Origin of the sequence: Enterococcus sp. 4E1_DIV0656, from assembly GCF_002140695.1 — a bacterium.
Lineage (GTDB): Bacteria > Bacillota > Bacilli > Lactobacillales > Enterococcaceae > Enterococcus_D > Enterococcus_D entomosocium.
Genome location: NZ_NGLF01000001.1, coordinates 1,166,755 through 1,189,874, shown reverse-complemented (window position 1 = coordinate 1,189,874; position 23,120 = coordinate 1,166,755). Strand labels below are relative to the sequence as shown.

Here is a 23,120-nt window from a genome sequence, read left to right as displayed (position 1 = left end):
AAATTTTACAACAAAAAAAGACAAACCTCATTTTTGTCTAAGGTTTGTCTGCAGTCTAAAGCGGTTGTCTCGTCGGAGGCAGCTGCTTTTTTGTCACTTGCTATTTCTCATCGTAAGAAAACTCGTACTCGTTTTGTTCATCATCGATCAGACGCTTGTCATTGTTGTCCACCATTTTGAATACTTTCTCAAAATCATCGCCAGTCATGCGCACTTCCTTTTTCTCTTGATCAATGATCACTTGGGCATTTGTCACTTCAAAGGTGTGCATAGTGCCGATGTCTGCCGCAGTCAGTGCTTTGCTTTTGGGAAACTCTGCTTGCAGTGTTTCGTTGATCTGCACTAATTGCGCCTCTTGTTCTTCTACCAAGTCCGCAGGTTCCTGATTCGGATCGACCAAAAAACTCAGCGTTTTATTGACGGTGAGCTTTCCATCTTCCAAAACGTACAAGGCATTTTGTTGATGACTGTTGCTATTGGTCAATACTTGATTTGCAGCTGCAGAGTCAACCCCTGAGCGGCTGCAGCTTGCCAAAAAAAATAGCACCGCCAAACAAACGGTAGCAAACATTCTTCTACCTAACTTGCTTTTCGTTTTCATTTTTCCCCTCCTCGTTGTCCCTAAGTTTCCTTCTTTCATGATTTTTCGAAAACCCGTGGGTTTGTGTTTCCTGTCAAATTGAGTTATTTTCAGTATAGCATAAACAATTTGCTTTTATAGCTTTTTTTTATAGTGAGATTAATTTCACGCACAAAAAAAACCAACCTTGTCGAGACAAGATCGGCTTTCTTTAGGATTGATTCGTTGAGATCTTTGAACGTTCTCGCTGGGATATGATCGCTGCCTATTGTCCAATTAGTCCGACAACAAGCCCTAAAACGATCACTCCTAGAAACCCATTCACAAGGTGCAGCCCAACTAATTTACGGGACTGTCCCGAGTAAACAGCCATCACGAAGGTGGCGACCCCATACACCCCTAGCCACAATAAGCAAGCGACTTGCAAGGAGGTCATCAGCCAACCATCATGATCGAATGTGGCAAACCAATAGACGACTTGATAGGTCGCTGCCGATAAGAGAATCCCACCAACAATCGTGCCGCCAAAGGTAAAGAGCATGTCACCGGTCGTCATCTGCTGACCGTCCATCTTCTCTGCCATTCCTGATTCTTTCGCCCAAAACTTGCCCCACTTATGCATCGGGTTGTAAAGCAGACTTTCCACCACAACCCAGCTGAGGGTGCCGAAAATCAATGTCCAAAAATTAACCATTTTCGTATTCTCCTTTACTTTATTTTTAGCCATGTTCCTGAGAAGCGAAAAAATAGCCAAGCGGGCTGTTCCTTCTCCATCAGTTTATGCCTTAAGGGAGGGTTCTTCAACTTTTTCCACTGGTGTCCCCTATTTTTCGATGGTTCCAATAAAAACTAAGAAAAATGATCGTATACAGCAATGCGGTGAAACCTGTAACCGCTAATGGGTTAGTGATCAAGATTCCGGCAAACAGCAAAAGCAACGCAAGGATCGCCCCACCCAAAAAAATCGTATAGCCCATTTTCTTCTGCTTGCGTACCAAAACAAACGCCGCCACACTGATCAACAACCAAATCAGTAATACAGTATACGACAGGGAGCCTGCCAGATAATTGAAGAGTTTGTCGCCTAAAAAGTAAGAAAGAACGACTCCAAGATATAAAGTACCGCTGCAAAACATGATCGCTCGTTGGGGCACGCTGTTTTTATTCAGCATCGTGAAGCGGCTTTTTTTCTGGCCATTGTTGCTTAACCGGAAAAACAACGTTCTTGAAGAAGCATAGACCCCAGAATTGATGGAGGAAAACAAGGCCAAAATGATCACTAAATTAACGATGTCGGAAGCAAAAGGCACATGGATTTTTTGAAACACCATTACAAAGGGACTGACATTTGGATCTGCTAATTGATTCCACGGATAAATGATCAGTAAAAGAAACATGGGAATGATGTAAAAAGCGGCAATCCGAGTCATTACTCCTTTGATTGCTTGAGGGATCGCTTTTTTTGGATTTTCTGCTTCACTAATCGTGATGGCTACTAACTCAGAACCGCCATACGAATAGATTACGACCAATAAAGAATTGATAAATCCTTTGAGACCGTGAGGGGCAAAACCACCATAGTCTGTCATTTGTCTCATCGTCGGTAAAAAGCCCAGATCAAAGACTTGCGTGGCAACCAGATAGAGACCCACCAAGATCAGCACAATCACCACACTGATTTTGGCCCACGAAAGCCAGTATTCCGTTTCTGCAAACAAGCGGACCGAAAACAAATTGATGATGGTCGTGAGTAGTGCCAAAATCAAAACAAAGATCCAAGCTGGAATATTGGGAAACCACAGCTGCAAAAAGCTTGCGGCAGCAACTGCTTCGGCGATGATGTTGATCATCCACATTGACCAGTAGATCCAATCAATGAAATCAGCTGTATGCAAGCCAAGATACGGCTGGACTAAGCCCGAAAGGCCATGTTGTTTTTGGTCAGATAAAACCAACTGTCCCAGTCCTGTCATGACGACAAATAAGATCAGCCCACAAAAAATAAACGCTAGCAAGACCGCAGGCCCCGCTAACTGGATCGCTTCCCCACTGCCTTTGAATAGGCCGGCACCGATTGCGCCACCTAGTGCCAACATAGTGATGTGTCTGGTTTTCATCTGTTTTTTTAATTGATTTTTTTCTGTCATACGTTCCTCCTCGAAAACCGTTGATCCTTCATACACAGTGATTCTCTCACTGTTGCTATTTTTAATTATATGAATGATTTTTTTTAACTACCTCATAGAGAATACCAGACGTTTCTGCTATTGCAACTAAGAATTGAAAAAATTATCTATTTTTTCTGAAAATTCTATCATCCTCTAATCTTTTTCACCCAAATCAAATCTTGGCGAACTTTTCTTTAGGTGAAGGTACTAAAAAAAGCCATCTCCCAACTTGTGGGAAATGACTTTCTGTCCGTTTCTTCAAGCAGGCTCGATGATCAATGGGTCGTAACCAACTCGTCTTTGATAGCGTCAGGGAGATCCTGCTCGGTCACCTCTTGATACGACTCCACATGTTTGCCCTTTGCATCAAGCTCTAGGTAGGCATTTTCTTTTAATTTTTGTGGTGCCCAAAACGTGATTTTTATTTTTTGTCCATCTTCATTGATTCCTTCTTGCGTATATTCATAGGCATCATGTTCTTGCGGCACGCCATACTCATTGGATGTTTTGACATAAACCTTTTTCTCCGGTACGAAAGGATTGAAACGATCCACCAGCTGAACCAGTTCGCTGGAATCATCTTTCGTAAAATAAGACCATGTAACCAATGTGACGGTCCCGATCGTTAACACGAGCAGGATCATACTAATTGCTTTTTTCAAGTGATTGTCCTCCGTTTTTTCTATCTACCTTCAGTATAAAAAAACAAGCGATAAATATAATCAAACTTAAGACGTATTTTTCCGTCGGTCATTGTGACTAAGGTATCAATAGAATATTTTCTGCTTTTTCCACCTAAATGTATAGACAAACAACTAAGTTACTCCTACAAAAACGTCCCTTCTCACAGGAAGACCAGACTGTTTAATAAGTATCGTGATTTTTCATTCTTTGTAGTAAACTAAACTGCAACAACTTACTTTTAAATACTCATGATTGAAAACTATAGAAAACCGAGGTGTCCCATGCTAGAAATCAAACTGATCGATCAAGAACACCAAGCTGATATCCGCTTGAAAAACGAACCCTTCTCCTTATGGGGGAAAATGCTGCCGTCTTATAATGAGGGCAACTGGCAGTACACGATCTGTAAATTTGCACCTGAAGACATTCAGACGATGCGTTTCCCAGATGAAAATTATTGCTATGATGAAATGAGCCGAAACAGTCTGTTTATCGGTGCTTATGATGATGGAAAATGCATTGGCTTAGCGATCGTTCAAGACGCTTTTTTCAAGTATCTGTACCTCTATGACTTAAAGGTCAACACAGACTACCGCAAGCAAGGAATCGGTCAACTGTTGATCCAACAGGCACTGAAAGCGGCCCTTGCCAAAGACTATCGCGGCATCTATACACAAGCGCAGGACAACAATCCTTCTGCCTGTCTGTTTTACTTGCGAGCAGGCTTTCGTATCGGAGGCCTGGATACGGAGGTGTACAAAGGAACCAATCAGGAAGGCAAAAGTGACATTTTGTTTTATTTGGATGCAGCGGAAACGGCTGTCAAAAAATAGCTGAAAAAAGAAAAAAATTCCTCCTGCCAGATGGTACACTTAAGGCAACAATGTTTTGAAAGGTGAGGAAGAAGAATGTACGTAGGATTTGATATTGGCGGAACAAGTATTAAATATGGGGTTTTAGATGAAACCGGAGTGATCCTTGAAAAATCAGCGATCCCCACTAGCTATGAGCCAGCCCAGTTTTATCAGGATCTACTCACGATCATCGAAGATGCCCAGAGCCGCCACACGATTGATGGCATTGGGATCAGTGCCCCAGGGATCGTTCAAAAAGACGGGTTTATGTTAACGGCTGGAGCCATCAAATCGTTATATGGTGAAAATTTTAAAGCAGTCTTGGAAGCGCGTACAGGATTGCCGGTGGCGGTGGAAAATGATGCCAATGCAGCAGCGATTGCTGAAAAATGGATCGGGAATGCGCAAGAGGTAGCCAACTATTTGTGTCTTGTCCTAGGCACTGGTGTAGGCGGTGGGATCGTGATCAATAATCAAGTCTACCGAGGTGCTCATGGCATGGCTGGTGAATTTGGCTGGATGGTGATTGATCAGCTGCCAGAAGAAGGCAATATCGAGGAAAGTTCCATCAATAAAAAAACTGCCGTCGTGGGCGGCTTGATTCGCCTCTACAATTTATCTGGCGCAGCAGTTCCTGGCTTTGAACCCACCCAAGACGCCAAAGAGATTTTTGACCGCGCGCAGCAAGGCGAAGCGTTGGCGCTGAAGCTGACGGACCAATTTCTAACGGATTTATCTGTAGGACTGATCAATTTGATTAGCTGTTTTGACCCAGAATTGGTATTGATCGGCGGCGGCATCAGTGCCAATCCTTATTTCTGGGAACGCCTGCAGGCTCGCTTGACGATCACGGAAACACGGCATGAAGCGATTAATTATTTGCGCGGACAAACCATCGCGCCTGTTCGTCCAGCGAAACTAAAAAACGATGCCGGCTTGATCGGCGCAGTCTATCAGATCCACCAACAGCTGCACCGTTAAAAGTTCGGATATGCTATACTGGTGTAAATTGATTATCTAGGACAGCGAGGAACCAGCATGGCGCTTTTTGAACAATTAAACTTGAACAAGCTCTCTGCGGTAGAACAAGAAATCTACCGTTTTATCGTCAATCACTTAGAAAAGATCCCGTATATGCGTGTGCGCGACATTGCCGATGATGCTCATGTCTCTTCGACTTCGGTCTTTCGTTTTATTCAAAAAGTCGGCTTTCAGTCGTTTCCAGAATTTCGCTTCTATATCAAAAATCATTTAGAAAAAGCCCATTTTGACGCGCATCCTGAACACTTAGGTTTAGAAGCGCGCATCAAAGGCTTGAATATGCAGATCTTCCACCCTGATGCGGAATACCAAATACGAAAACTTGCCGAAGCGATGCGGGATGCCGATTTGATCTTATTTATGGGGATGGGGGCATCCGGTGCGATCGCGCAATACGTTGCCCGCAAGCTAGCCAGTCTCGGTTACTTTAGTATCAGCATTGATGAGCTGACCTACCCAATCAAAAGCTTTTTGCGAAAAGATCAAAAAAATGTTTTGGTTTTTCTGAGTGTCTCTGGTGAAACCAAAGAACTGATCGAAGTCATTACCGGTTTAGACAATCAAGCGATCGTGCAGAAATACTGCATTACCCCTAATCGGGAAAGTACGTTGGCACGCCTGTGCGATTATTCGATCGAGTATGCGATCAAAGAGGAACGCAAAGACATCTTTCTTGATTTGACTAGTCAATTGCCTTCAGTAGCGATTTTAGAAACACTGATCGGCTATTTACAAGATTATCGTTCCAACCCTTGATGGTTCAGTTTACTGAACCATCTTTTTTTGTAACACTGTGTTCCGGATGCGGAATTTTTTTCATTTCTTGAGAGATATGTACGGAATCCGTATCCGCTTACTTTTAGCCGCTTTCATTCGCTATAATGATGGCATCAATTAAGGAAAGGTGTTATTATTATGCAAAAATTCAATGACCTGTTAGACCGCTCGTTGGTACCAATCGCAACAAAGTTGAACAATCAACGCCACGTAGCAGCGATCCGGGATGCATTCATGCTGATTTTCCCACTGACCATCGCTTCTTCTCTCGTTATTTTGGTCAACAATATTTTATTTTCCAATGAAAGTTTCATCGTGCAATTATTTCAACTGAATCGGCTTTTTCCTAATCTGGAAAGCGCCCAGCAAGTTCTAGCTTCCGTGGCGAACGGGACCATCAACATCATGAGTTTATTCATTGCGTTTCTTGTTGCCCAACTTTTAGCCAAGCATTTCCAAGCAGATGCTACGCTAGTTGGTTTGACAAGTGTCGCTGCCTTTATGATCTTGTACCCGACCTCCTTTGCAGTAGATGATGTCAATGTGATCTCCACACAATATTTAGGCGCCCAAGGGTTGTTTGTAGCTATGATCGTGGCTTGTTTGGTCGGTGAATTCTTACCGAAGCTTTTCAAGGTCAAACGATTGCAGATCAAAATGCCTGAAATGGTACCACCAGCTGTTTCCCGTTCCTTTTCTGGCATGATTCCGATCGTGATCATCGTGGCAGTCACTGCTTTGATCAATTTCTTAGTTTTAATGATTGCACCGGAAGGCATCAATGAACTTATTTACAACGGGATCCAAAGTCCATTGCGGGATCTGGGGGGCAATGTCGTCGGTGTCTTGATCTTGGCATTTTTGCAAACCACGTTGTTTGCGATTGGGATCCATGGACCAAACACATTGAATGCGGTTCGTTCAGCGATTTTTACCGAACAAGATCTAGCTAACCTAGACTTTATCAACCAGGGCGGCTCCTTGTGGGACGTTCCTTACAAAGAAACCTGGGGCGTTTTAAATGATATGTTCGCAAATATGGGCGGAACTGGTATGACATTGGGCTTGATCATTGCGATCTTCATCGCTTCAAAACGTCCAGAACAACGTGAGATCGCTAAGATGTCCTTAGTTCCAGGAATTTTCCAAATCAATGAACCGATGATCTTCGGTCTACCGATCGTCTTGAATCCAATCATGATCATTCCGTTTATTTTGACACCAATGGTCAATATTTTGGTGGGTTATTTTGTCACTGTTGTCTGGCCGATCATGCCGACCCCAGCGATTGGGGTACCATGGACGACCCCAGGAATCATTAATCTCTTTTTAGGAACTGGAGGAAATGCGATCGCTGCGGTTGTCGGTGTCGTTTGTCTTGCGATTTCGGTCTTGATCTATTTGCCTTTCGTGATCGCCTCTAACCGTTCCCAGAAAGTAGAATTATAAGCAAACGAATGAGTCGAGGAGGAATGAAATTTATGTCCGCAAAAATGCCGAAAGATTTTTTATGGGGCGGCGCGATCGCTGCCCATCAAGCGGAAGGCGCTTGGAATGTTGCTGGCCGTGGAATGAGTACCGCCGATGTCATGACGGCCGGTGGCAACGGTATTCCCCGTAAAATCACCAAAGGAGTCATTGAAGGGGAATATTACCCGAACCATGAAGCCATTGACTTTTATCACCGTTACAAAGAAGATATCCAGTTATTCAAAGAACTGGGCTTGAAATGTCTACGGACATCGATTTCTTGGAGCCGGATCTATCCAACTGGAACAGAAGAAGAACCAAATGAAGCCGGTCTCCAATACTACGATGATCTTTTCGACGAATTGCAGGCAAATGGCATCGAACCCGTCATCACTTTGTCTCACTTTGAAATGCCTTATGCCCTCTATGAAGAATTTGGTGGGTTTGCTAACAAAGAAGTGATTCCCCTCTTTGTCAAATTCGCTAAGACTGTTTTTCAACGGTATCATGACAAAGTGACGTATTGGATGACTTTCAATGAGATCAATAATCAAGCAGATGGGCAAGAGCCGCTGCACGTTTGGACCAATTCTGCCATGATCATCGAGGATGACAGTCAAAAAGAAGCACTCGTCTTTCAAGCGGGCGTCAATGAGTTGATTGCCAGTGCGGCAGCCGTGATCGAAGGCAAAAAAATCAATCCAGAGTTTCAGATTGGTTGTATGATGGCCTATGTCCCGGTCTACCCCTACTCTTGTGCGCCAGCTGATTTGATGGCATCCGTCAAAGCCAATGAACGGCGCTATTTTTACAGCGACGTCCACGTACGAGGCAAGATCCCAACCTATGTGCAAAAATATTGGGCAAAAAAAGGCATCACGATTGAGATCACGCCCGAGGAACAAGCGCTATTAAAAGCGGGAACCGTTGATTATATTGGGTTCAGCTATTACATGTCAGGAACGATCTCAACCCTTGATGAAGTGGCTGGCACACCAACTGAGGATATCCCGGGAGCAAAAATCGTGAGTAATCCTTATATCAGTGCTTCTGATTGGGGCTGGCCTATCGATCCAGTCGGGTTGCGCTATGTGTTAAATACGATCTATCAACGCTATGACTTGCCGCTATTTATCGTAGAAAATGGCTTTGGTGCTTACGATCAATTAACCAATGAACAGCAAGTCCATGATGACTACCGCATCACTTACCTGAAAGAGCATATCGAACAGATGGAAAAAGCGGTGGTTGAAGATGGTGTACCGCTATTAGGTTATACGCCTTGGGGGATCATTGATATCGTCAGCTTCGGCAGCGGCGAAATGGAGAAACGCTATGGCATGATCTATGTCGACAAAGACAATACCGGCAAAGGAACCTTGAATCGTTTGAAAAAAGATTCCTTTGCGTGGTACCAGCAAGTAATCGCCTCTAATGGTGAAACGCTCTAATTACTGCTTCCATGACTAACACAAAAACCGCCCCCTCGTTTCGCCATCCTCCTTTTTACATTAGGAGCCTGGCAACGAGGGGCGGTTTTCTTATTAAAGAGGTGCGCCATTGCGAGGATGGCTTTTCTTATCATCACTAAACACTACCTCGATGCTTGTGGTACACTATAGCTATTCATTTACTTTTACGTTAAGGAGGAACTGCATGAAGCCGATATTTCGTCCAATCCAATCTCAAGATGATGCGCCATTAGCTGCTATCATTCGCAAAAGCTTGACCAACCACCAGTTGGCGGTTCCAGGAACTGCCTATTTTGATCCCGAGTTAGACCACTTAAGTGAATTTTATGCAGCAGATCCTGCTAGCCGCCATTATTTTGTCGTCACCGATGAATCGGGTACCCTTTTAGGCGGCGGTGGTCTTGCCGCTTATGATTCAGAAGGGCAAATCGCCGAGCTGCAAAAATTTTATCTTAGTGATGCCGCCAAAGGGCAGCGTCTCAGCTATCCCCTGCTGGCGAAGATCGAGGCCAAAGCTTTTGAACTAGGCTATCGGCAACTCTATTTAGAATCCCATCATTCTTTAGAAGCTGCCTTGCATGTCTATCAAAAAGCCGGCTATCGCGCATTGTCCCAGCCACTATTGGCGGCACAGCATACCACGATGGATCGCTTTTATGTGAAAACACTCGTTGAAGAAAACGAATAGAACAGCAGCCATTCCTTGATCGCTAGGAATGGCTGCTTTTACGTTATCCTTGTCCATAATAAGCATGTTCGCCATGCTTGCGGAAATAATGTTTATCCAGCAAATAATCAGCGATCGGTGTTCGCTCTAAGGTCAAAGCTTCGGTACCTAGTGCCATTTCTGCAACCTCTTCTAAAACAATACTATTGCTGACCGCTTGTTCCGCAGATTGCCCCCAAGTAAAGGGACCGTGTCCCGCTGTGAGGACAGCTGGGCATGCAAGCGGATCTAATCCCCGCTTTTCAAACGTCTCGACAATGACTTTGCCGGTTTCTTTTTCATAGTCTGCCGTTACCTCAGAGGCCCGTAATGGTCGTGTACAAGGGACACTACCATAAAAAGTATCCGCATGCGTCGTTCCATATGCAGGAATGTCTCGCTGTGCTTGCGCCCATTTTACCGCATTTGTCGAATGCGTATGGACGATCGCCTTGACGCCTTCGAAGTGCTTATACAATAGCGCATGGGTTTTGATATCCGAGGAAGGCTTCAACGTCTTCGCCTCTTTCGGTGTTCCCGTTAAGTCGCAAACCACCATTGAATCAACCGTCATCTTCTTATAATCAACACCACTTGGTTTAATGACGATGATCCCTAAATCTCGATCAATCTCACTAACATTTCCCCAAGTCAGCTTTACTAGCCCTTCCTCAGGTAGTCTCTTATTGGCTTGATAAACTCGCTCTTTCATCAATTGAAGCTGATTGATCAAGGTAACCGACCTCCTTTAGTTTTGGTAATAAATATGCTTTGGCTTGTTCAATCTCCCCAATCGGGTCAGCGCTCGTCTCACTCCACATCTCGATGACAAAAGAACCGTTATAATTCAACCGCTTCAGCGTGCGTAAGCAGCCATCAAAATCAACACACCCAGTGCCAAACGGTACTTCTTTAAACTTTCCTCGAAACTTATCTGAGACCGCCAATGTATCTTTCAAATGAATCTGGGTAATCTCGCAAATGCCTTTTTCTAATTCATAACCGACATCATTTTCTGGCCAGGCCGACAGGTTCCCGACATCTGGATAGACTTGTAGATAGGGTGAAGGGATCTGCTCCTTGATCCGTAAATACTTTGAGATAGAATTCAGAAACGGATCATCCATGATCTCTAGTGACAAAACGACCCCCTTTTCAGACGCCCTGGCGACGGCTTCTTTTAGATTGGCAATGAACCATTCGCGGCTACAAAGACTTTTTTCCTCATAATACACATCGTATCCGGCTAATTGGATGCAGCGAATACCCAAATCTGAAGCCAAGTCGATGGCTTTTTCCATCAGATGCATCGCGTGCTTGCGCTTTTTTTCATCGATCGAACCAAAGGGAAACCGCCGATGTCCACTGAGACATAAAGACAAGATTTTGATCCCCGAGTCATAGATTGCCTCGACGATCTCTTTGCGCTGTGCTTGGTTCCACTCTAGGCGTGCCAAGCGTTCATCGGATTCATCGATGGACATTTCAATGAAGTCGAAACCTCGGTCTTTGACAAACTGCAATCGTTCCGGCCAAGAAAGGGCTTTGGGTGTTGCTTTTTCATATAGACCGATCAAACTCATAGAAAACTACCCCCAAATCCGTAAAATCTCTTGCTTGAAATCAACTGCTGCTTGTTGCGGATCGTCAGCGGCAGTGATGCCTCGTCCTGTGATAAAGGTATACACATCAATGCCGGCAAACAGAGCCAACGTCTCGACGCTCAATCCTCCCGTGACGGACACTCGAAACCCCATATCGATCAATTTACGGACTTTCGTTAAATCTTTTTCTCCCCATGTTTCACCAGCTAACAATGCGTCACGACTTTGATGATAGATGGCTTGTGAGATGCCGGCATCTAGCCACTGCTGTGCTTGCTGGTAGGTCCAGTCACCATATAATTCTACTTGGATCTCAGCAATTTCTTTTGCTGCTGCCTTCATTGTTGGGATCGTTGCTGCACAAATCACGGTCATATAATCCGCGCCAGCTTGCTGGCAGTTTTTGGCGACCGTCCCACCGGCATCGGCACATTTTGTGTCTGCTACGATCAACTTCTCCGGATACATTGCTCGGAAACAGCGTAATACCTGTTCTCCTTCTTGCAACAATAAAATAGTCCCTGCTTCAATAATATCAACCACATCGCCGACTTTTTTGATATCTGCCAGTGCACTAGCTAAATCGGAGTGATCGCAAGCAATCTGTAGTTTTGGTATGCTCATGAAATTCCCCTCTCTTTTGTTTGACCAACCTTTTTGTTTTGCCACATCCTGTTACGCTGACTACTCCTTTGAAAGACCCGCTTCTCTGACCCGCTCAATGATTTCTTTTGGAGACATCACATTTCTGACCCCGATTACTGTTACGCCCTTTTCTTTTGCTTTATCGAACATATTGACAAAGTTCATTGGCGTAAAGACCACATCGTAATTCTTGGCGGTGCTTTTGCCTTCGGAAATCGCGCAGTGGTGGATAGAGGTGATTGTGATCCCTTCAGACTTCAAAGCTTTTTCAACACTCCGCATCATCATCAAACTTGTTCCTGATCCATTTGCACAAGATACTAATACTCTCATCTTTTTTTCCTCCTAAGAATTTATTATTTTTGTTTTTCTACATACGCATCGTAATCATCTACGATCAAGAAATATCCTTCTGGATCTCTGCGGTACTGCAATTGCGGAATCACTAATAAGATCACCACCACAAGAACCACACCAATGATGCCTAAGAATTTCATCAATACTGTAAAGAATGGCCAGACGGTCGCCCAGTCGAACATACCAAGATAGCCGCCATATTGGGACAATCCTACCCAAGTAGCGATCAAGGCCGAACCACCGATCTGAATGATGCCTGATAAGAATGGGAAAAGACAAGCCGCCTTGATACCTCCACGGTTGTTGGCAAAAACGGCAATCGCTGCATTATCAAAGAACAGTGGGATAAACCCGGCAATCACGATCGTTGGTGACCGGAACAAAATCAGTAAAGCAATCATTAAAAATTGTCCTAATGCACCGAATAAAAAGCCCACCGTCACAGCATTTGGTGAACCAAAGGCAAAGGTTGCGGCGATATCGATCCCCGGAACAGCACCTGGTAAAATCGTATTTGAGATTCCTTGAAATGACTCGGTCAATTCGGAAACGAAGGTGCGCACACCTAATTGAAGAATTGCTAAGTAGACGGCAAACATCAGTGATGTTTGTAAAATATAAAATAAGAAACTTTGTCCTTCTGCCATAAATCCTGCTGTTATTAAATAATCTTGTCCAAGTGTCACTAAAATGATACCGAAGAAAAAGAGCATCAGGATCGAAGTCGATACCATATTTTCATTGAAGACCGATAAAAAACCCGGTAGTTCGACATCTTCTAATTTCCGGTTGGATTTGTTCTTTTTGAACCGTTCCGCAAGTCTCGCAAAGAAATAAACACCAAACATCTGTTGATGGGCAATCGCAAAACCAGCACCTTCCGTCAAATCTTGACAGATGCCCACGGTCAAATTGGAACCAACCGCCCAATAGCAGCCTAAGATCAAGCCCATGACAAGTAAGACTTCGATCCGACCCAAGTCTGGAAAACAAAATAGCAGCAACCAAAAGGCCGTTGCGGCTTGCTGTACTTGCACATTTCCAGTAGTGAAGACGGCCCGCAGCTTCGTATATTTTTTAAAGCGAACGAGTAAGATATTAAAAACAAAAGCAATCAATAATAAGAGCATCGTGTCACCAAAGGTGCGTCCGAATCGTTCTTCAATGCCGGCGGTGATCGCATTTTGACCAAAATACGGGTCAGTGACCATCGCATCTAATTCAAAACGCTCCTTAAGCCCCACCAGGATCGGACGGAAATTATTGACCAATCCACCAGAACCAATCGTCAAAATCAAGTAACCAACGGTGGCTTTTAAGAAACCTGCGACACATTCAACAAACGGCCGTTTCAATAGTAAGTAACCGATCAGTACAATAAAACCGATCAAAAAAGCTGGCTGCATCAAAATATTCTGAGCAAAGTAATCCCAGCATCTCAATAAGAAATCTCCTACCACTTCCATCTAATCCCTGCTTTCTTTTTGGTCATATTTCTCCATCACCATTTCAAAATCTGCCATCGTTTTTACACCTAATAGATCTTCTACCAGCCCCTCTTCCATCAACATCTCTGATAAACCAGCGATATTGTTCATATGTGCTTCAGCGTTTTTGGCAGCGAGCATAAAGAACAACTGCGCCTCCTTGTCCGGATTATCTTCCTGAAACGAGACGGGCGCTGGAAAAATCGTCAGCCCGATCCCTGTTCCTAAGACGCCTTTGCTTTCTGCTGAAGAATGGGGCATGGCTACTTTGGGAATGATCACAATATAAGGACCGTATTGATGGACATCCCGAATGACATCTTCAATGTACTGATCCGTAATCAACGCCTTTTGCTTTAATCCTTCGCCACTCGCCCAGATAGCAGCTTCCCAGTCTTCGGGCTGTTCATGGTTGATTGCAACCAACTCATTTTCATAAAAATAACGCAGCATTACGTTTGCTCCTTTCAAATTTGGCTTTTGCAGCATCCCCCCTTCTTTTATAAGAAAGAAGGGAATGGCGTATCATTGTCGACCGAAAACACATCTTTGAAGCCACGATAGAAATTAAATTCAAGATCATCTTTATTCGTTGGGTAGGTGAATTTGCCGCCAACTTGCCAAATATACGGTTTAAACTCATAGTTCAAACGATCTTTTTTAAACTTCCAAATCTCGGTGATCTCTTTTGGATCAGCCATAAAATTGGACCAGATATCATAATGTACGGGAATCACCACTTTGGCATTGAGGGATTCGGCCATCCGCAACATATCGACTGATGTAACTTTGTCGGTGATGCCCCGCGGGTTTTCGCCATATGCACCTAAGCAAACATCGATCTTGTACTGATTCCCATGTTTAGCAAATACATTCGAATAATGAGAATCTCCTGCATGATAAATCGCCCCACCGGAAGTCTCAAACAAGTAATTGACTGCGATACGATCCATGTCCTGTGGCATTTTTCCTTTCAAGCTGGTATCCGGATCTTCACAAGTAATCAGAGCGGTTCGATCGAATGCTTCTAAAGCGACGATTTTCACCTGCCCAATAGTCACTTCATCCCCCGGTTTGACCACGATGGTTTTTTCTTCTGGTATTCCCCATTTCAACCAAGTTGCAACGACTTCATGGGGACCGACGAATTTTGCTTCTGGACAATTTTGATGGACTGCGGCTGCGGTATTGATGTCTAAATGATCGGAATGGATGTGGGTCACCACTAACGCATCCACTCCTTTGATTGCAAATGGATCGATCACAAAGGGCTGAGTCCGTAGGTTAGGCTGCATTTCTTGTACACCACTCATTCGCATCATTTGATGGCCTTTTTTCATTTGCCCATTCCCATGACTGCGCTTGCCAGTGCCACACCAAAGGTCGCATAAAATATTGGTTCCTTCCACACTCTTCAGCCAAATACCCGTACAGCCTAGCCACCACATGGAAACTGTGCCTTCTTTCACAAGCTCATTTTCAATCTCTTCGTTCAAATAGGTCCCCCATTCTGGAAACGTATTTAAAAGCCAACTCTCTTTCGAAACATCATTTACATGTGCCATTCTTATTCCTCCCTTGCTTATTTACACTTTGATTCTAACATATAGAAAAACGCTTTCAATCTAGTTTTATGTTAATTTAGCTTATTATATGTTAATTAACCCATAAATAAATGTGATTATTTAATATATATGGTAATGTATAGGGGATATGTTAAAATGAGTTCGAAAGAAGAAACAACAAACACATCGTGGCTTCTCAACAAGTGGTGTGGGATCATCACTTGAACTTGCGAGAATGAGGCGAGAAGGTTTTTGCTATGCAAAGGCAATCGCAATCTGGATAAACGATGAAAGACAAGAATAGAATAAAGCGCATGTAAGGAGGAAGTATCGTGAAACGTTCCAATGAAGAAGTGAGGCAAAGGAGAAAACAATTGATCGATCTGATAAAAACATCTGGTTTTTCTGATGTGAAGACCCTCAGTCATCAGTTGGGAGTATCAGAGATGACGATCCGCAGAGACTGTACCGTACTGAGTGAGATGGGTCAGATCAAACAAACCCACGGAAAAATCGAATACTGTGAAGCTTATGAAGATGAAGCGCATCCCACCGACTCGATCGAGTACATCAAAGATCGACTAGCCAAAGAAGCGGCTCGCCAAGTAAAAGATGGCGATACCCTTTTCGTCAATACGAGTACTAGCGCCGCTCAAACGTTGCGCCATCTAACGGACAAACGAATCAGTTTGTTGACGAACAATACAAGTGTGATCCAAATGGAACACCATCCAAAATCAACGATCGTTTTAAGTGGCGGCGAAATACGCTATCCTAAAGCGGCCTTGTCAGGGGATATCGCCGTGGAGTCGTTTTCTCATGTTCGTTCTGATGTTACGATCATTGGTTGTAGTGGGTTAGATTTACAGACCGGCATTTCCACTTCAGTGATCCACGAAGCCAAAGTCAATGCGAAAATCATCGAAAATTCTGGCAAGTTGATCGTTATCGCGGATTATCGAAAAATCGGTAAGCAATCCAATTTTACGATTGGCGCAATTGCGGCTATCGATCTGCTGATCACCGACCATTATTCTGATCCCAAAGTCATCGACTTGATTGAGCAACAAGGTGTTCAAGTCATCCAAGTCCCCGTCTAACCATCTTTGTCGCTAAAAAAAAGCCCGACAGTTGATCTGAAAAGGCACGCTTTGCTGCCTCTTCCAAAAGAAACAGCAAAGCGTGCCTTTCGATCAACTGTCGTGGCTTTTTTCGTTAAACAATCGTACGCTTCAAACGTGCTTTATGGGATGTGCCTCGTGTGAATTAGAGCCGCAGCAACCAAATCAACGCAACAGCACCCACGGTTTGGACGGCTCCAACGGAAAGACCATAGAATAAAAAGCGCGGTCCTTCTTTTAAAAACTTGCGGAAATCCAGGCGCAAACCGATGGCTGCCAACGCCGTTGTTTCAAACCACGTACTGATAAAATGAGCCCCCTCATTCAACCAGCTAGGCAGCGGCAAGAAGCTGTTCAAGATACAGATGGTCAAGAAGCCCAACACATACCAAGGGATTGGCAGCCGTAGCTTACCTTTGCCTTTGGTTTTGGTGGGGGTCTTTGTCGTCATTCGTTCAAAAACAATGACGACGACTGCCAACATGATGATGCGCGCGATTTTAAAGAGCATCGCGTATTTGACGGTGTCGGCATCAATCAAACTAGCCCCCGCCACGACTTGCCCGACGGATTGCAGTGTGCCGCCAAGTAAGGCGCTTTTTTGCAATAGATCATCGCCGTATAAGGCCAAGCCTAAAAACGGCAGCGTCAGCATCATCACCGTTCCTAAAAGATTGACCAAGGTGATGATCTGCCCTTTTTCTTCATCATCGGCATCAATGGCTGGTGCGATCGCCGCAATCGCAGAGGACCCACAGACAGCATTGCCGCCTGCCATCATCAGGCTCATCTTTTGATTAAAGCCCATTTTTTTCCCTATCAAATAAGCAGCGGTAATGACCAAGCTCATCATCAGCAAAATAAAGAGAAAGCCCCGAAGACCCATTTCACTGATAGTCTGGAAAGTGACGGTAAAGCCCAGCAAAACCACCGAATATTCCAAGAGCCGACTTTCCGCAACCTTCGTTCCGACCTGATAGCGTTCTTGCTTGAACAGTGTATTTCCTAAAATGATTCCTAATAAAATAGCAAGGGTTGCTCCTCCTAATTTTGGCACAGCCAAAGCCATGATTCGGGCGATGACGGCTACCGAAAAGGATAGGAACAAACCGGGAAGTATCAAAGCTGTTTGTCGTTGCTTCATTGCTTTCATCCTTTCATATAACATCCATTATACACAGATTGACCGATCAGTAGGATTTATTGGTATAATAGTTATGATTGAATTTTCTAATGGAAGGGATTGCAATGTTAAAATTACTGGAGACCTTCAAGATGGTCTATGAAACGAAAAATTTTTCGAAAGCTGCCGAATTGCTGTTTATTTCGCAGCCCACGGTTTCTGCTCAGATCAAGCAGTTGGAACAAGACCTGGATGCACCGCTTTTTTTACGCAATGGTCGCAAAAACGTGATCGCCACGCCCCAAGCAGAGTACCTTTACGAAAAGGCACTGAATTTATTGGATGAGTGGTCGACGATCGCCAGCGAGATCCATACCAACACGCAGCATCAAAGCCACTGTGCCCTAGGCATCTCTCATACCTATGCGATGGCCTTGATGCCTGACTTGATGATTGCTTTATACAACGCCTTTCCCACGGTGCGTTTTCGGGTATCGATGATGAACTCCGCTGAAGTCTTAACAGCGCTTGAGCAACATCAACTAGATTTAGGGATCATTGAAAAACCCTTATCTGCACCAAGTATTTTGCGTTTCCCGATTTTGAAAGATCAGCTCGTCTTAGCTGGTGATCCCCAAGTCGGTCCTTGGCTCGTCCGAGAAGCGAGTTCTGGTGTCTACTATTACACTAAGCGCTATCTAGAGGAACAAAATATTCAAGGACCGATCATTGAGATCGCCAGCAATGAATTGATCGTCGCTTTACTGAAACAAGGCTTCGGCTGTTCGATCCTTTCCAAGCGAGCCGCCCACGGCATTGGCTATCAACTGCTGGATAAAAATTTTGAGCGGCAATTTTACCTCATCCAGCGCAAAGCCGTCACAGAACCAGCCATCGAGGGATTGCGGACCTTCATTCAGGAGTGGTCGCAAAACGATCCCTCACAGGTGGCAAGCGTATAAAAACAAACTGATTTTTTTGGGGAACCACCGCCTCGTGGGATTTCTTAACCTTTTCTTACGATTACGCTTCCTCGCTGCCGATCTGGCCCGTTTGATTGTTTCTTAAGAAATTTGTGCTAAAATGAAGAGTACTGGCTATGGGCTCTAATGTTCCCCTTTTCGGTGGATCTTAGACCGCCCTTTGACTACTTTTGCAGTTCGTGAGCAAACCAGTAAGAAAGGATCTTGAAATGAACGAACAAATCAAGAACAAATTAGCGCTGCTTCCTGATCAACCCGGTTGTTATTTAATGAAAGATAAAAATAACAAAATCATCTATGTTGGGAAAGCCAAAATTTTAAAAAATCGTGTCCGTTCGTACTTTACCGGCAGTCACGATACGAAAACCGAACGACTTGTTCAAGAAATCAATGATTTTGAGTACGTCGTTACCGAATCAAATACGGAAGCCTTATTGCTGGAAATCAATTTGATTCAAAAAAACAAACCAAAATACAATATCATGCTAAAGGACGACAAGTCGTATCCTTTTATTAAAGTGACCAAAGAGCGCTATCCGCGTTTGATCATCACTCGTAAAGTTTTAAAAGACGGGGCTTTATACTTCGGCCCTTATCCTGATGCACGAGCAGCCAATGAAACCAAACGGGTGCTGGATCGCCTCTTTCCTTTACGAAAATGCGGTCCTTCTCAAAAGCGGCCTTGTCTTTATTATCATTTGGGTCAATGCGTCTGTCCTTATGTCAACAATGTAGATCCCAAGGATTATCAGAAGATCGTTGATCAAGTCAAACACTTTTTCCACGGCGGTCACGTCGATATTTTGAAAGATCTGAAAGAGAAGATGGGCGAAGCCATTGAAACGTTAGAGTTTGAGCGAGCGGCTGAGCTGCGGGATCAGATCCAAGCGATTGATACCGTCATGACGCGACAAAAAATGACCCTGACCGACCTGATGGACCGTGATGTCTTTGGCTACAGTGTCGACAAAGGCTGGATGTGTGTCCAAGTATTCTTTATCCGTCAAGGAAAGCTGATCGAACGAGAAGTCTCTTTGTTTCCTTTCTACAATGAAGCGGATGAAGATTTCTTGACCTTCGTCGGCCAGTTTTACCAAAAGAATGAACACTTCATTCCCAAAGAAGTCTTTGTTCCGCAAAATGTCGATGCTGCCCCATTAGAAGCGCTGTTGGAAACCAAAGTCCTGCAGCCCCAACGAGGCGACAAAAAGAAATTGGTCGATTTGGCCAATAAAAATGCCCGCATTGCCTTGGCCCAAAAATTTGCGTTGATCGAGCGTACTGAAGAACGGACGATCGGTGCTGTGGATCGTCTAGGCGATGCCATGGGGATTCCGACACCTTATCGGATTGAAGCCTTCGATAACTCCCACATCATGGGGACCGACCCGGTTTCTGCAATGGTGGTTTTTGTCGACGGGAAGCCGTTTAAAGATGATTATCGGAAATATAAGATCCGTACCGCACAAGGCGGCGACGATTATGGCTCTATGCAAGAAGTCATCTACCGCCGATACTCTCGTGTCCTAAAAGAAAACCTGCCTTTTCCTGATCTGATCATCATCGATGGTGGGAAAGCCCAAGTCGGTGCCGCCCAAGAAGTGCTGCATAACCAGCTAGGTTTAGATATCCCCGTTGCCGGTTTAGTGAAGAACAACAAACACAAAACCAGCGAGTTGATTTTCGGGGAATTTTTAGATCCGATCCAGCTGGAACGCAATTCTGTCGAATTCTTTTTGCTGCAACGAATCCAAGATGAGGTCCATCGTTTTGCGATCACCTTCCATCGCCAACTGCGCAGTAAAAACAGCTTTTCTTCCAAGCTAGATGAAATTCCTGGCTTAGGACCAAAACGCAAGCAACAGCTCATGAAAACCTTCAAGTCGTTAAAAAACATCCAAGCAGCTTCCGTGGAAGAGATCCAGCAAGCTGGTATTCCCAAAGCCGTTGCGGAAACTATCTTAGCCAAACTAGGCGATCAAAACCAACCCACTTCTTAAGTCAAAACAAAAACGCTCCATAGCCAACAGTAGCTATGAAGCGTTTTTTCGTTGAAGAACCATTTTGTAAGCCGTTACTTTTTGCGGTGCTGTAACAGATCAGGCTTCATGTCTAACATGGAATAGCCACGAACATCATACCGATTGCGGCTGCAGGAATAGTCCACTGGACGTCCCGATTCTAAATAGATGATCTGTTCTAATTCCAATACTGGATCATCTGCTTGGCACGCTAAATAGGTTTGATCGTATTCATCACTTTTGGCAGCCTGAAAAGTCCGATAAGCACCAGCAAATTTGTAGCCTAAATCTTGCAACAGATAGTCATAGACGGATTCTTCCAAGATCTCTTTCGTCAAACCGCTGACCAGATCCAACGGCATATAGGAATGCTCGAGTATGTATGGATTGCCTTCTAAGATCCGCAAACGGATCACATGGTAGATTGGTTGTTCGGCAGTGATCTGAAGCATCTCTTGAATTCTTGTTGTAGGAAAACAGACTTCAAAGGTGATGACTTGGCTAGTCAACGTCCGTTTTTCTTGTTTCATCTGATAGCTCAGGCCTTTGTATTCTGTCACCGATGAGGTATCTTTGCCCCAAAAGGAATGATTCAAAACTTTGGTCCCTAAGCCGCGCTTTGTCAGCAGCAAGCCTTCCATAATCAGGATATTCACCGCATTTTTAATCGTCATTCGGCTGACGCCAAACTCTTCCACTAACTCTGTTTGATAAGGTAAAAGACTGTCTTTCGGATAAGTTCCGTCCTTGATTCTTTTACGCAGAACATCTGCGATCTCCATATATTTGGGCATTTTGCCACCTCCAAAACGTGTGTTGTATTGATTGAAAAACGAGAAAAGAACCGGCCAAACGAAAAGAGTGTCATCACACCACTGCACCTTCCAATGAAGCAGTGTGATAAGGGGTATTGCACTCTGATCGCGGCCGGATAAGGTCTATTACGTTTGGCGCTTGTTTCTAATCGACTCGATCAGACATTACGCATTTTTTAAACGGCGTGTTTCTTGAATTTGCGCCATTTTCACGAATGGCAAGTAGATAACGACCGATAAGATCAAGTTAACAGCTGCCAAGATTCCGCCAGCAATACTTTGTGTCGACAAAATACCGCCGATGATTGGTGGCGTCGTCCATGGTGCGATGACGGTACTTGCAGGAACTAAGCCAGTTGCAGTTGCAAAATAAGCAGTCGTGACTAAAACAAGTGGTGTCAACACATATGGGATGAACAAGATTGGGTTCAAGACAACGGGTAACCCAAACATCACTGGTTCATTGATCATGAACACACCTGGTGCAACGGATAGTTTTGCGACAGTCATATACGCTTTATGATGACGAGCAACTAAAAAGATCGCAATCAAAAGACCTAGTGTCGCACCTGTTCCGCCGATGTTCACGAAAGAATCAAAGAATGGTTTGTTGACGATATAAGGCAAATCTGTGCCTGCTTCTAATGCTCGTGCGTTTGCTTCGATCGCAGGCACATTGATCGTTTGCATGAACGGGTCGATGATGTTGGCACCATGCAAACCAAAGAACCATAAGAATGCAGAGATAAAACCTAATAGCAAAGCAGCTGGGTAAGAGTTTGCCAAGCCCATGAATGGTTGTTGCACCAATTCATAGAAGGACAATACGATACTTGTCACACCAAATGCTTGGAAAATTGCTGTAAACAAAGCAAAGATCGATACGGTGATCATTGCTGGGAATAATGCAGCAAATGAACGTGAGACTGCTGGTGGTACGCCATCAGGCATGTTGATGACTAAGCGTGGGTTGCCAGCTAGACGACGGAAGATCTCAGTAGAAATGATTGATACGATTAATGCTAAAAATAATCCTTGAGAACCAAGTCCGGCAGCTGTTAACAAACCATCTGGGCCTGTCGCCATTGCACCTAATGCGAAGAAACTTGCAACTGAGATCGCCCCAGCACCTAATGCGTCTTGATTGTAGCTTTTAGCTAAATTATACGCGACTGTGAAAGCGATTAACAGACCAAGTATTGAAAAAGTACCTGCTGACAAGTTGTTCCCAAAGGCTTGCCATGTCCCTTCACCAAAAATGCCATTCATAAAATCAATATAGGCAGGAATTGGTAAGTTGTTGATCAATACCCCAAAAGAGCCTAAGATCATCAACGGCATCGTTACGATAAATCCGTCACGAATGGCCACTAGATGTCTTTGAGAGCCTATTTTAGAAGCGATCGGAATAAAGTGCTTCTCCATAAATCCAATAAATTTATCCATTGTTTTTTCTCCTTTCAAACCCTAAACAAAATAATGAAACCGATTTCTACTAAAGAATACCACGAGAACGTTTCCATGTCTAGTCTTTTCTTTATCAAAACTGTGCTTTTGTTTAACCCAGCTTATCATTTGCAAAAACAGGTGGTTTTTTAATAGAGAATGCCCTTCGGAACAAGACAGAAAAATCCGCGATTTTACACA

At 44.1% G+C, this 23,120-nt stretch carries 23 protein-coding genes; 9 read left to right on the top strand and 14 right to left on the bottom strand.

Annotation, left to right across the window (positions count from 1 at the left end):
• Window positions 1-100: 100 nt before the first annotated feature.
• From A5882_RS05630 to A5882_RS05615, 4 genes are all read right to left on the bottom strand, one after another.
• On the bottom strand, window positions 101-601 hold the full coding sequence (locus A5882_RS05630) for a hypothetical protein (protein WP_086316758.1): 501 nt from the start codon (window positions 599-601) through the stop codon (window positions 101-103).
• Window positions 602-845: 244 nt separating this feature from the next.
• Window positions 846-1,274 carry a DUF1761 domain-containing protein gene (locus A5882_RS05625; RefSeq protein ID WP_008376507.1) on the bottom strand — a complete coding sequence of 143 codons (429 nt, stop codon included), beginning with the start codon at window positions 1,272-1,274 and terminating at the stop codon, window positions 846-848.
• A 106-nt stretch (window positions 1,275-1,380) separates the two neighbouring features.
• Window positions 1,381-2,727: an amino acid permease gene (locus A5882_RS05620; RefSeq protein ID WP_008376509.1), complete on the bottom strand. Its 1,347-nt coding sequence runs from the start codon at window positions 2,725-2,727 to the stop codon at window positions 1,381-1,383.
• Between the two features lie 296 nt (window positions 2,728-3,023).
• A complete protein-coding gene (locus tag A5882_RS05615) occupies window positions 3,024-3,392 on the bottom strand; it encodes a YxeA family protein (protein ID WP_016611572.1) in 369 nt (122 codons plus the stop codon).
• Window positions 3,393-3,713: 321 nt separating this feature from the next.
• On the opposite strand from A5882_RS05615, the gene A5882_RS05610 reads away from it, so the two are divergent.
• The 6 genes from A5882_RS05610 (at window position 3,714) to A5882_RS05585 (ending at window position 9,734) form a co-directional block, all read left to right on the top strand.
• Entirely contained in the window at window positions 3,714-4,265 is a 552-nt protein-coding gene (locus A5882_RS05610; RefSeq protein ID WP_005232691.1) for a GNAT family N-acetyltransferase, read from the top strand.
• Window positions 4,266-4,340: 75 nt separating this feature from the next.
• A complete protein-coding gene (locus A5882_RS05605; RefSeq protein ID WP_005232693.1) occupies window positions 4,341-5,267 on the top strand; it encodes an ROK family protein in 927 nt (308 codons plus the stop codon).
• A 57-nt stretch (window positions 5,268-5,324) separates the two neighbouring features.
• The gene (locus A5882_RS05600) at window positions 5,325-6,083 is read left to right on the top strand and encodes a MurR/RpiR family transcriptional regulator (RefSeq protein ID WP_005232695.1); all 759 of its coding nucleotides are present in this window, start codon (window positions 5,325-5,327) and stop codon (window positions 6,081-6,083) included.
• A 159-nt stretch (window positions 6,084-6,242) separates the two neighbouring features.
• Window positions 6,243-7,553, top strand: a complete 1,311-nt coding sequence (locus tag A5882_RS05595) for a PTS sugar transporter subunit IIC (RefSeq protein WP_008376519.1) — start codon at window positions 6,243-6,245, stop codon at window positions 7,551-7,553.
• Between the two features lie 32 nt (window positions 7,554-7,585).
• A complete protein-coding gene (locus tag A5882_RS05590; protein ID WP_034872089.1) occupies window positions 7,586-9,025 on the top strand; it encodes a 6-phospho-beta-glucosidase in 1,440 nt (479 codons plus the stop codon).
• Between the two features lie 205 nt (window positions 9,026-9,230).
• The gene (locus A5882_RS05585) at window positions 9,231-9,734 is read left to right on the top strand and encodes a GNAT family N-acetyltransferase (RefSeq protein WP_005232701.1); all 504 of its coding nucleotides are present in this window, start codon (window positions 9,231-9,233) and stop codon (window positions 9,732-9,734) included.
• Between the two features lie 43 nt (window positions 9,735-9,777).
• On the opposite strand, the gene araD is transcribed toward A5882_RS05585, so the two are convergent.
• The 7 genes from araD to ulaG are packed head-to-tail and all read right to left on the bottom strand — an operon-like array spanning window position 9,778 to window position 15,410.
• The gene (gene araD, locus A5882_RS05580) at window positions 9,778-10,464 is read right to left on the bottom strand and encodes an L-ribulose-5-phosphate 4-epimerase AraD (protein ID WP_016611578.1); all 687 of its coding nucleotides are present in this window, start codon (window positions 10,462-10,464) and stop codon (window positions 9,778-9,780) included.
• Window positions 10,436-11,335: an L-ribulose-5-phosphate 3-epimerase gene (locus tag A5882_RS05575; protein WP_016619554.1), complete on the bottom strand. Its 900-nt coding sequence runs from the start codon at window positions 11,333-11,335 to the stop codon at window positions 10,436-10,438. Before A5882_RS05575 ends, araD begins: the two co-directional genes overlap by 29 nt.
• Before the next feature lie 6 nt (window positions 11,336-11,341).
• Window positions 11,342-11,980 carry a 3-keto-L-gulonate-6-phosphate decarboxylase UlaD gene (locus tag A5882_RS05570; RefSeq protein WP_008376529.1) on the bottom strand — a complete coding sequence of 213 codons (639 nt, stop codon included), beginning with the start codon at window positions 11,978-11,980 and terminating at the stop codon, window positions 11,342-11,344.
• 60 nt (window positions 11,981-12,040) lie between these two features.
• Window positions 12,041-12,334, bottom strand: coding sequence for a PTS sugar transporter subunit IIB (locus A5882_RS05565; protein WP_008376531.1), 294 nt, complete (start codon window positions 12,332-12,334; stop codon window positions 12,041-12,043).
• A 23-nt stretch (window positions 12,335-12,357) separates the two neighbouring features.
• The gene (locus A5882_RS05560) at window positions 12,358-13,824 is read right to left on the bottom strand and encodes a PTS ascorbate transporter subunit IIC (protein WP_016611581.1); all 1,467 of its coding nucleotides are present in this window, start codon (window positions 13,822-13,824) and stop codon (window positions 12,358-12,360) included.
• Window positions 13,825-14,298, bottom strand: a complete 474-nt coding sequence (locus A5882_RS05555; protein WP_005232715.1) for a PTS sugar transporter subunit IIA — start codon at window positions 14,296-14,298, stop codon at window positions 13,825-13,827. It lies immediately after the preceding gene.
• Between the two features lie 47 nt (window positions 14,299-14,345).
• Complete coding sequence (gene ulaG, locus A5882_RS05550; protein WP_086372518.1) at window positions 14,346-15,410, bottom strand: L-ascorbate 6-phosphate lactonase; 1,065 nt, start codon at window positions 15,408-15,410, stop codon at window positions 14,346-14,348.
• A gap of 332 nt (window positions 15,411-15,742) precedes the next feature.
• Between ulaG and A5882_RS05545 the strand changes: the two genes are divergently transcribed.
• The gene (locus A5882_RS05545; RefSeq protein ID WP_005232717.1) at window positions 15,743-16,510 is read left to right on the top strand and encodes a DeoR/GlpR family DNA-binding transcription regulator; all 768 of its coding nucleotides are present in this window, start codon (window positions 15,743-15,745) and stop codon (window positions 16,508-16,510) included.
• Between the two features lie 166 nt (window positions 16,511-16,676).
• On the opposite strand, the gene A5882_RS05540 is transcribed toward A5882_RS05545, so the two are convergent.
• Window positions 16,677-17,699 (bottom strand): YeiH family protein, encoded by a 1,023-nt coding sequence (locus A5882_RS05540; RefSeq protein ID WP_016619553.1) that lies wholly within the window; start codon window positions 17,697-17,699, stop codon window positions 16,677-16,679.
• 65 nt (window positions 17,700-17,764) lie between these two features.
• Here A5882_RS05540 and A5882_RS05535 point away from each other — a divergent pair, with 65 nt between their 5' ends.
• Complete coding sequence (locus tag A5882_RS05535) at window positions 17,765-18,616, top strand: LysR family transcriptional regulator (protein WP_086372517.1); 852 nt, start codon at window positions 17,765-17,767, stop codon at window positions 18,614-18,616.
• Window positions 18,617-18,846: 230 nt separating this feature from the next.
• Complete coding sequence (gene uvrC, locus A5882_RS05530) at window positions 18,847-20,637, top strand: excinuclease ABC subunit UvrC (RefSeq protein WP_005232721.1); 1,791 nt, start codon at window positions 18,847-18,849, stop codon at window positions 20,635-20,637.
• Window positions 20,638-20,711: 74 nt separating this feature from the next.
• Here uvrC and A5882_RS05525 read toward each other — a convergent pair whose 3' ends face one another.
• Both A5882_RS05525 and A5882_RS05520 read right to left on the bottom strand, forming a co-directional pair.
• Complete coding sequence (locus tag A5882_RS05525) at window positions 20,712-21,452, bottom strand: GntR family transcriptional regulator (RefSeq protein WP_008376546.1); 741 nt, start codon at window positions 21,450-21,452, stop codon at window positions 20,712-20,714.
• A 186-nt stretch (window positions 21,453-21,638) separates the two neighbouring features.
• Window positions 21,639-22,919 (bottom strand): PTS sugar transporter subunit IIC, encoded by a 1,281-nt coding sequence (locus tag A5882_RS05520; protein WP_061053571.1) that lies wholly within the window; start codon window positions 22,917-22,919, stop codon window positions 21,639-21,641.
• Window positions 22,920-23,120: the final 201 nt, after the last annotated feature.

What these genes read in the sequence shown, in the direction of transcription:
- A5882_RS05630 (WP_086316758.1), bottom strand. Translation starts at nt 601, where the DNA reads ATGAAAACGAAAAGCAAGTTAGGTAGAAGAATGTTTGCTACCGTTTGT.
- A5882_RS05625 (WP_008376507.1), bottom strand. Translation starts at nt 1,274, where the DNA reads ATGGTTAATTTTTGGACATTGATTTTCGGCACCCTCAGCTGGGTTGTG.
- A5882_RS05620 (WP_008376509.1), bottom strand. Translation starts at nt 2,727, where the DNA reads ATGACAGAAAAAAATCAATTAAAAAAACAGATGAAAACCAGACACATC.
- A5882_RS05615 (WP_016611572.1), bottom strand. Translation starts at nt 3,392, where the DNA reads ATGATCCTGCTCGTGTTAACGATCGGGACCGTCACATTGGTTACATGG.
- A5882_RS05610 (WP_005232691.1), top strand. Translation starts at nt 3,714, where the DNA reads ATGCTAGAAATCAAACTGATCGATCAAGAACACCAAGCTGATATCCGC.
- A5882_RS05605 (WP_005232693.1), top strand. Translation starts at nt 4,341, where the DNA reads ATGTACGTAGGATTTGATATTGGCGGAACAAGTATTAAATATGGGGTT.
- A5882_RS05600 (WP_005232695.1), top strand. Translation starts at nt 5,325, where the DNA reads ATGGCGCTTTTTGAACAATTAAACTTGAACAAGCTCTCTGCGGTAGAA.
- A5882_RS05595 (WP_008376519.1), top strand. Translation starts at nt 6,243, where the DNA reads ATGCAAAAATTCAATGACCTGTTAGACCGCTCGTTGGTACCAATCGCA.
- A5882_RS05590 (WP_034872089.1), top strand. Translation starts at nt 7,586, where the DNA reads ATGTCCGCAAAAATGCCGAAAGATTTTTTATGGGGCGGCGCGATCGCT.
- A5882_RS05585 (WP_005232701.1), top strand. Translation starts at nt 9,231, where the DNA reads ATGAAGCCGATATTTCGTCCAATCCAATCTCAAGATGATGCGCCATTA.
- araD (WP_016611578.1), bottom strand. Translation starts at nt 10,464, where the DNA reads ATGAAAGAGCGAGTTTATCAAGCCAATAAGAGACTACCTGAGGAAGGG.
- A5882_RS05575 (WP_016619554.1), bottom strand. Translation starts at nt 11,335, where the DNA reads ATGAGTTTGATCGGTCTATATGAAAAAGCAACACCCAAAGCCCTTTCT.
- A5882_RS05570 (WP_008376529.1), bottom strand. Translation starts at nt 11,980, where the DNA reads ATGAGCATACCAAAACTACAGATTGCTTGCGATCACTCCGATTTAGCT.
- A5882_RS05565 (WP_008376531.1), bottom strand. Translation starts at nt 12,334, where the DNA reads ATGAGAGTATTAGTATCTTGTGCAAATGGATCAGGAACAAGTTTGATG.
- A5882_RS05560 (WP_016611581.1), bottom strand. Translation starts at nt 13,824, where the DNA reads ATGGAAGTGGTAGGAGATTTCTTATTGAGATGCTGGGATTACTTTGCT.
- A5882_RS05555 (WP_005232715.1), bottom strand. Translation starts at nt 14,298, where the DNA reads ATGCTGCGTTATTTTTATGAAAATGAGTTGGTTGCAATCAACCATGAA.
- ulaG (WP_086372518.1), bottom strand. Translation starts at nt 15,410, where the DNA reads ATGGCACATGTAAATGATGTTTCGAAAGAGAGTTGGCTTTTAAATACG.
- A5882_RS05540 (WP_016619553.1), bottom strand. Translation starts at nt 17,699, where the DNA reads ATGTTATATGAAAGGATGAAAGCAATGAAGCAACGACAAACAGCTTTG.
- A5882_RS05535 (WP_086372517.1), top strand. Translation starts at nt 17,765, where the DNA reads ATGGAAGGGATTGCAATGTTAAAATTACTGGAGACCTTCAAGATGGTC.
- uvrC (WP_005232721.1), top strand. Translation starts at nt 18,847, where the DNA reads ATGAACGAACAAATCAAGAACAAATTAGCGCTGCTTCCTGATCAACCC.
- A5882_RS05525 (WP_008376546.1), bottom strand. Translation starts at nt 21,452, where the DNA reads ATGCCCAAATATATGGAGATCGCAGATGTTCTGCGTAAAAGAATCAAG.
- A5882_RS05520 (WP_061053571.1), bottom strand. Translation starts at nt 22,919, where the DNA reads ATGGATAAATTTATTGGATTTATGGAGAAGCACTTTATTCCGATCGCT.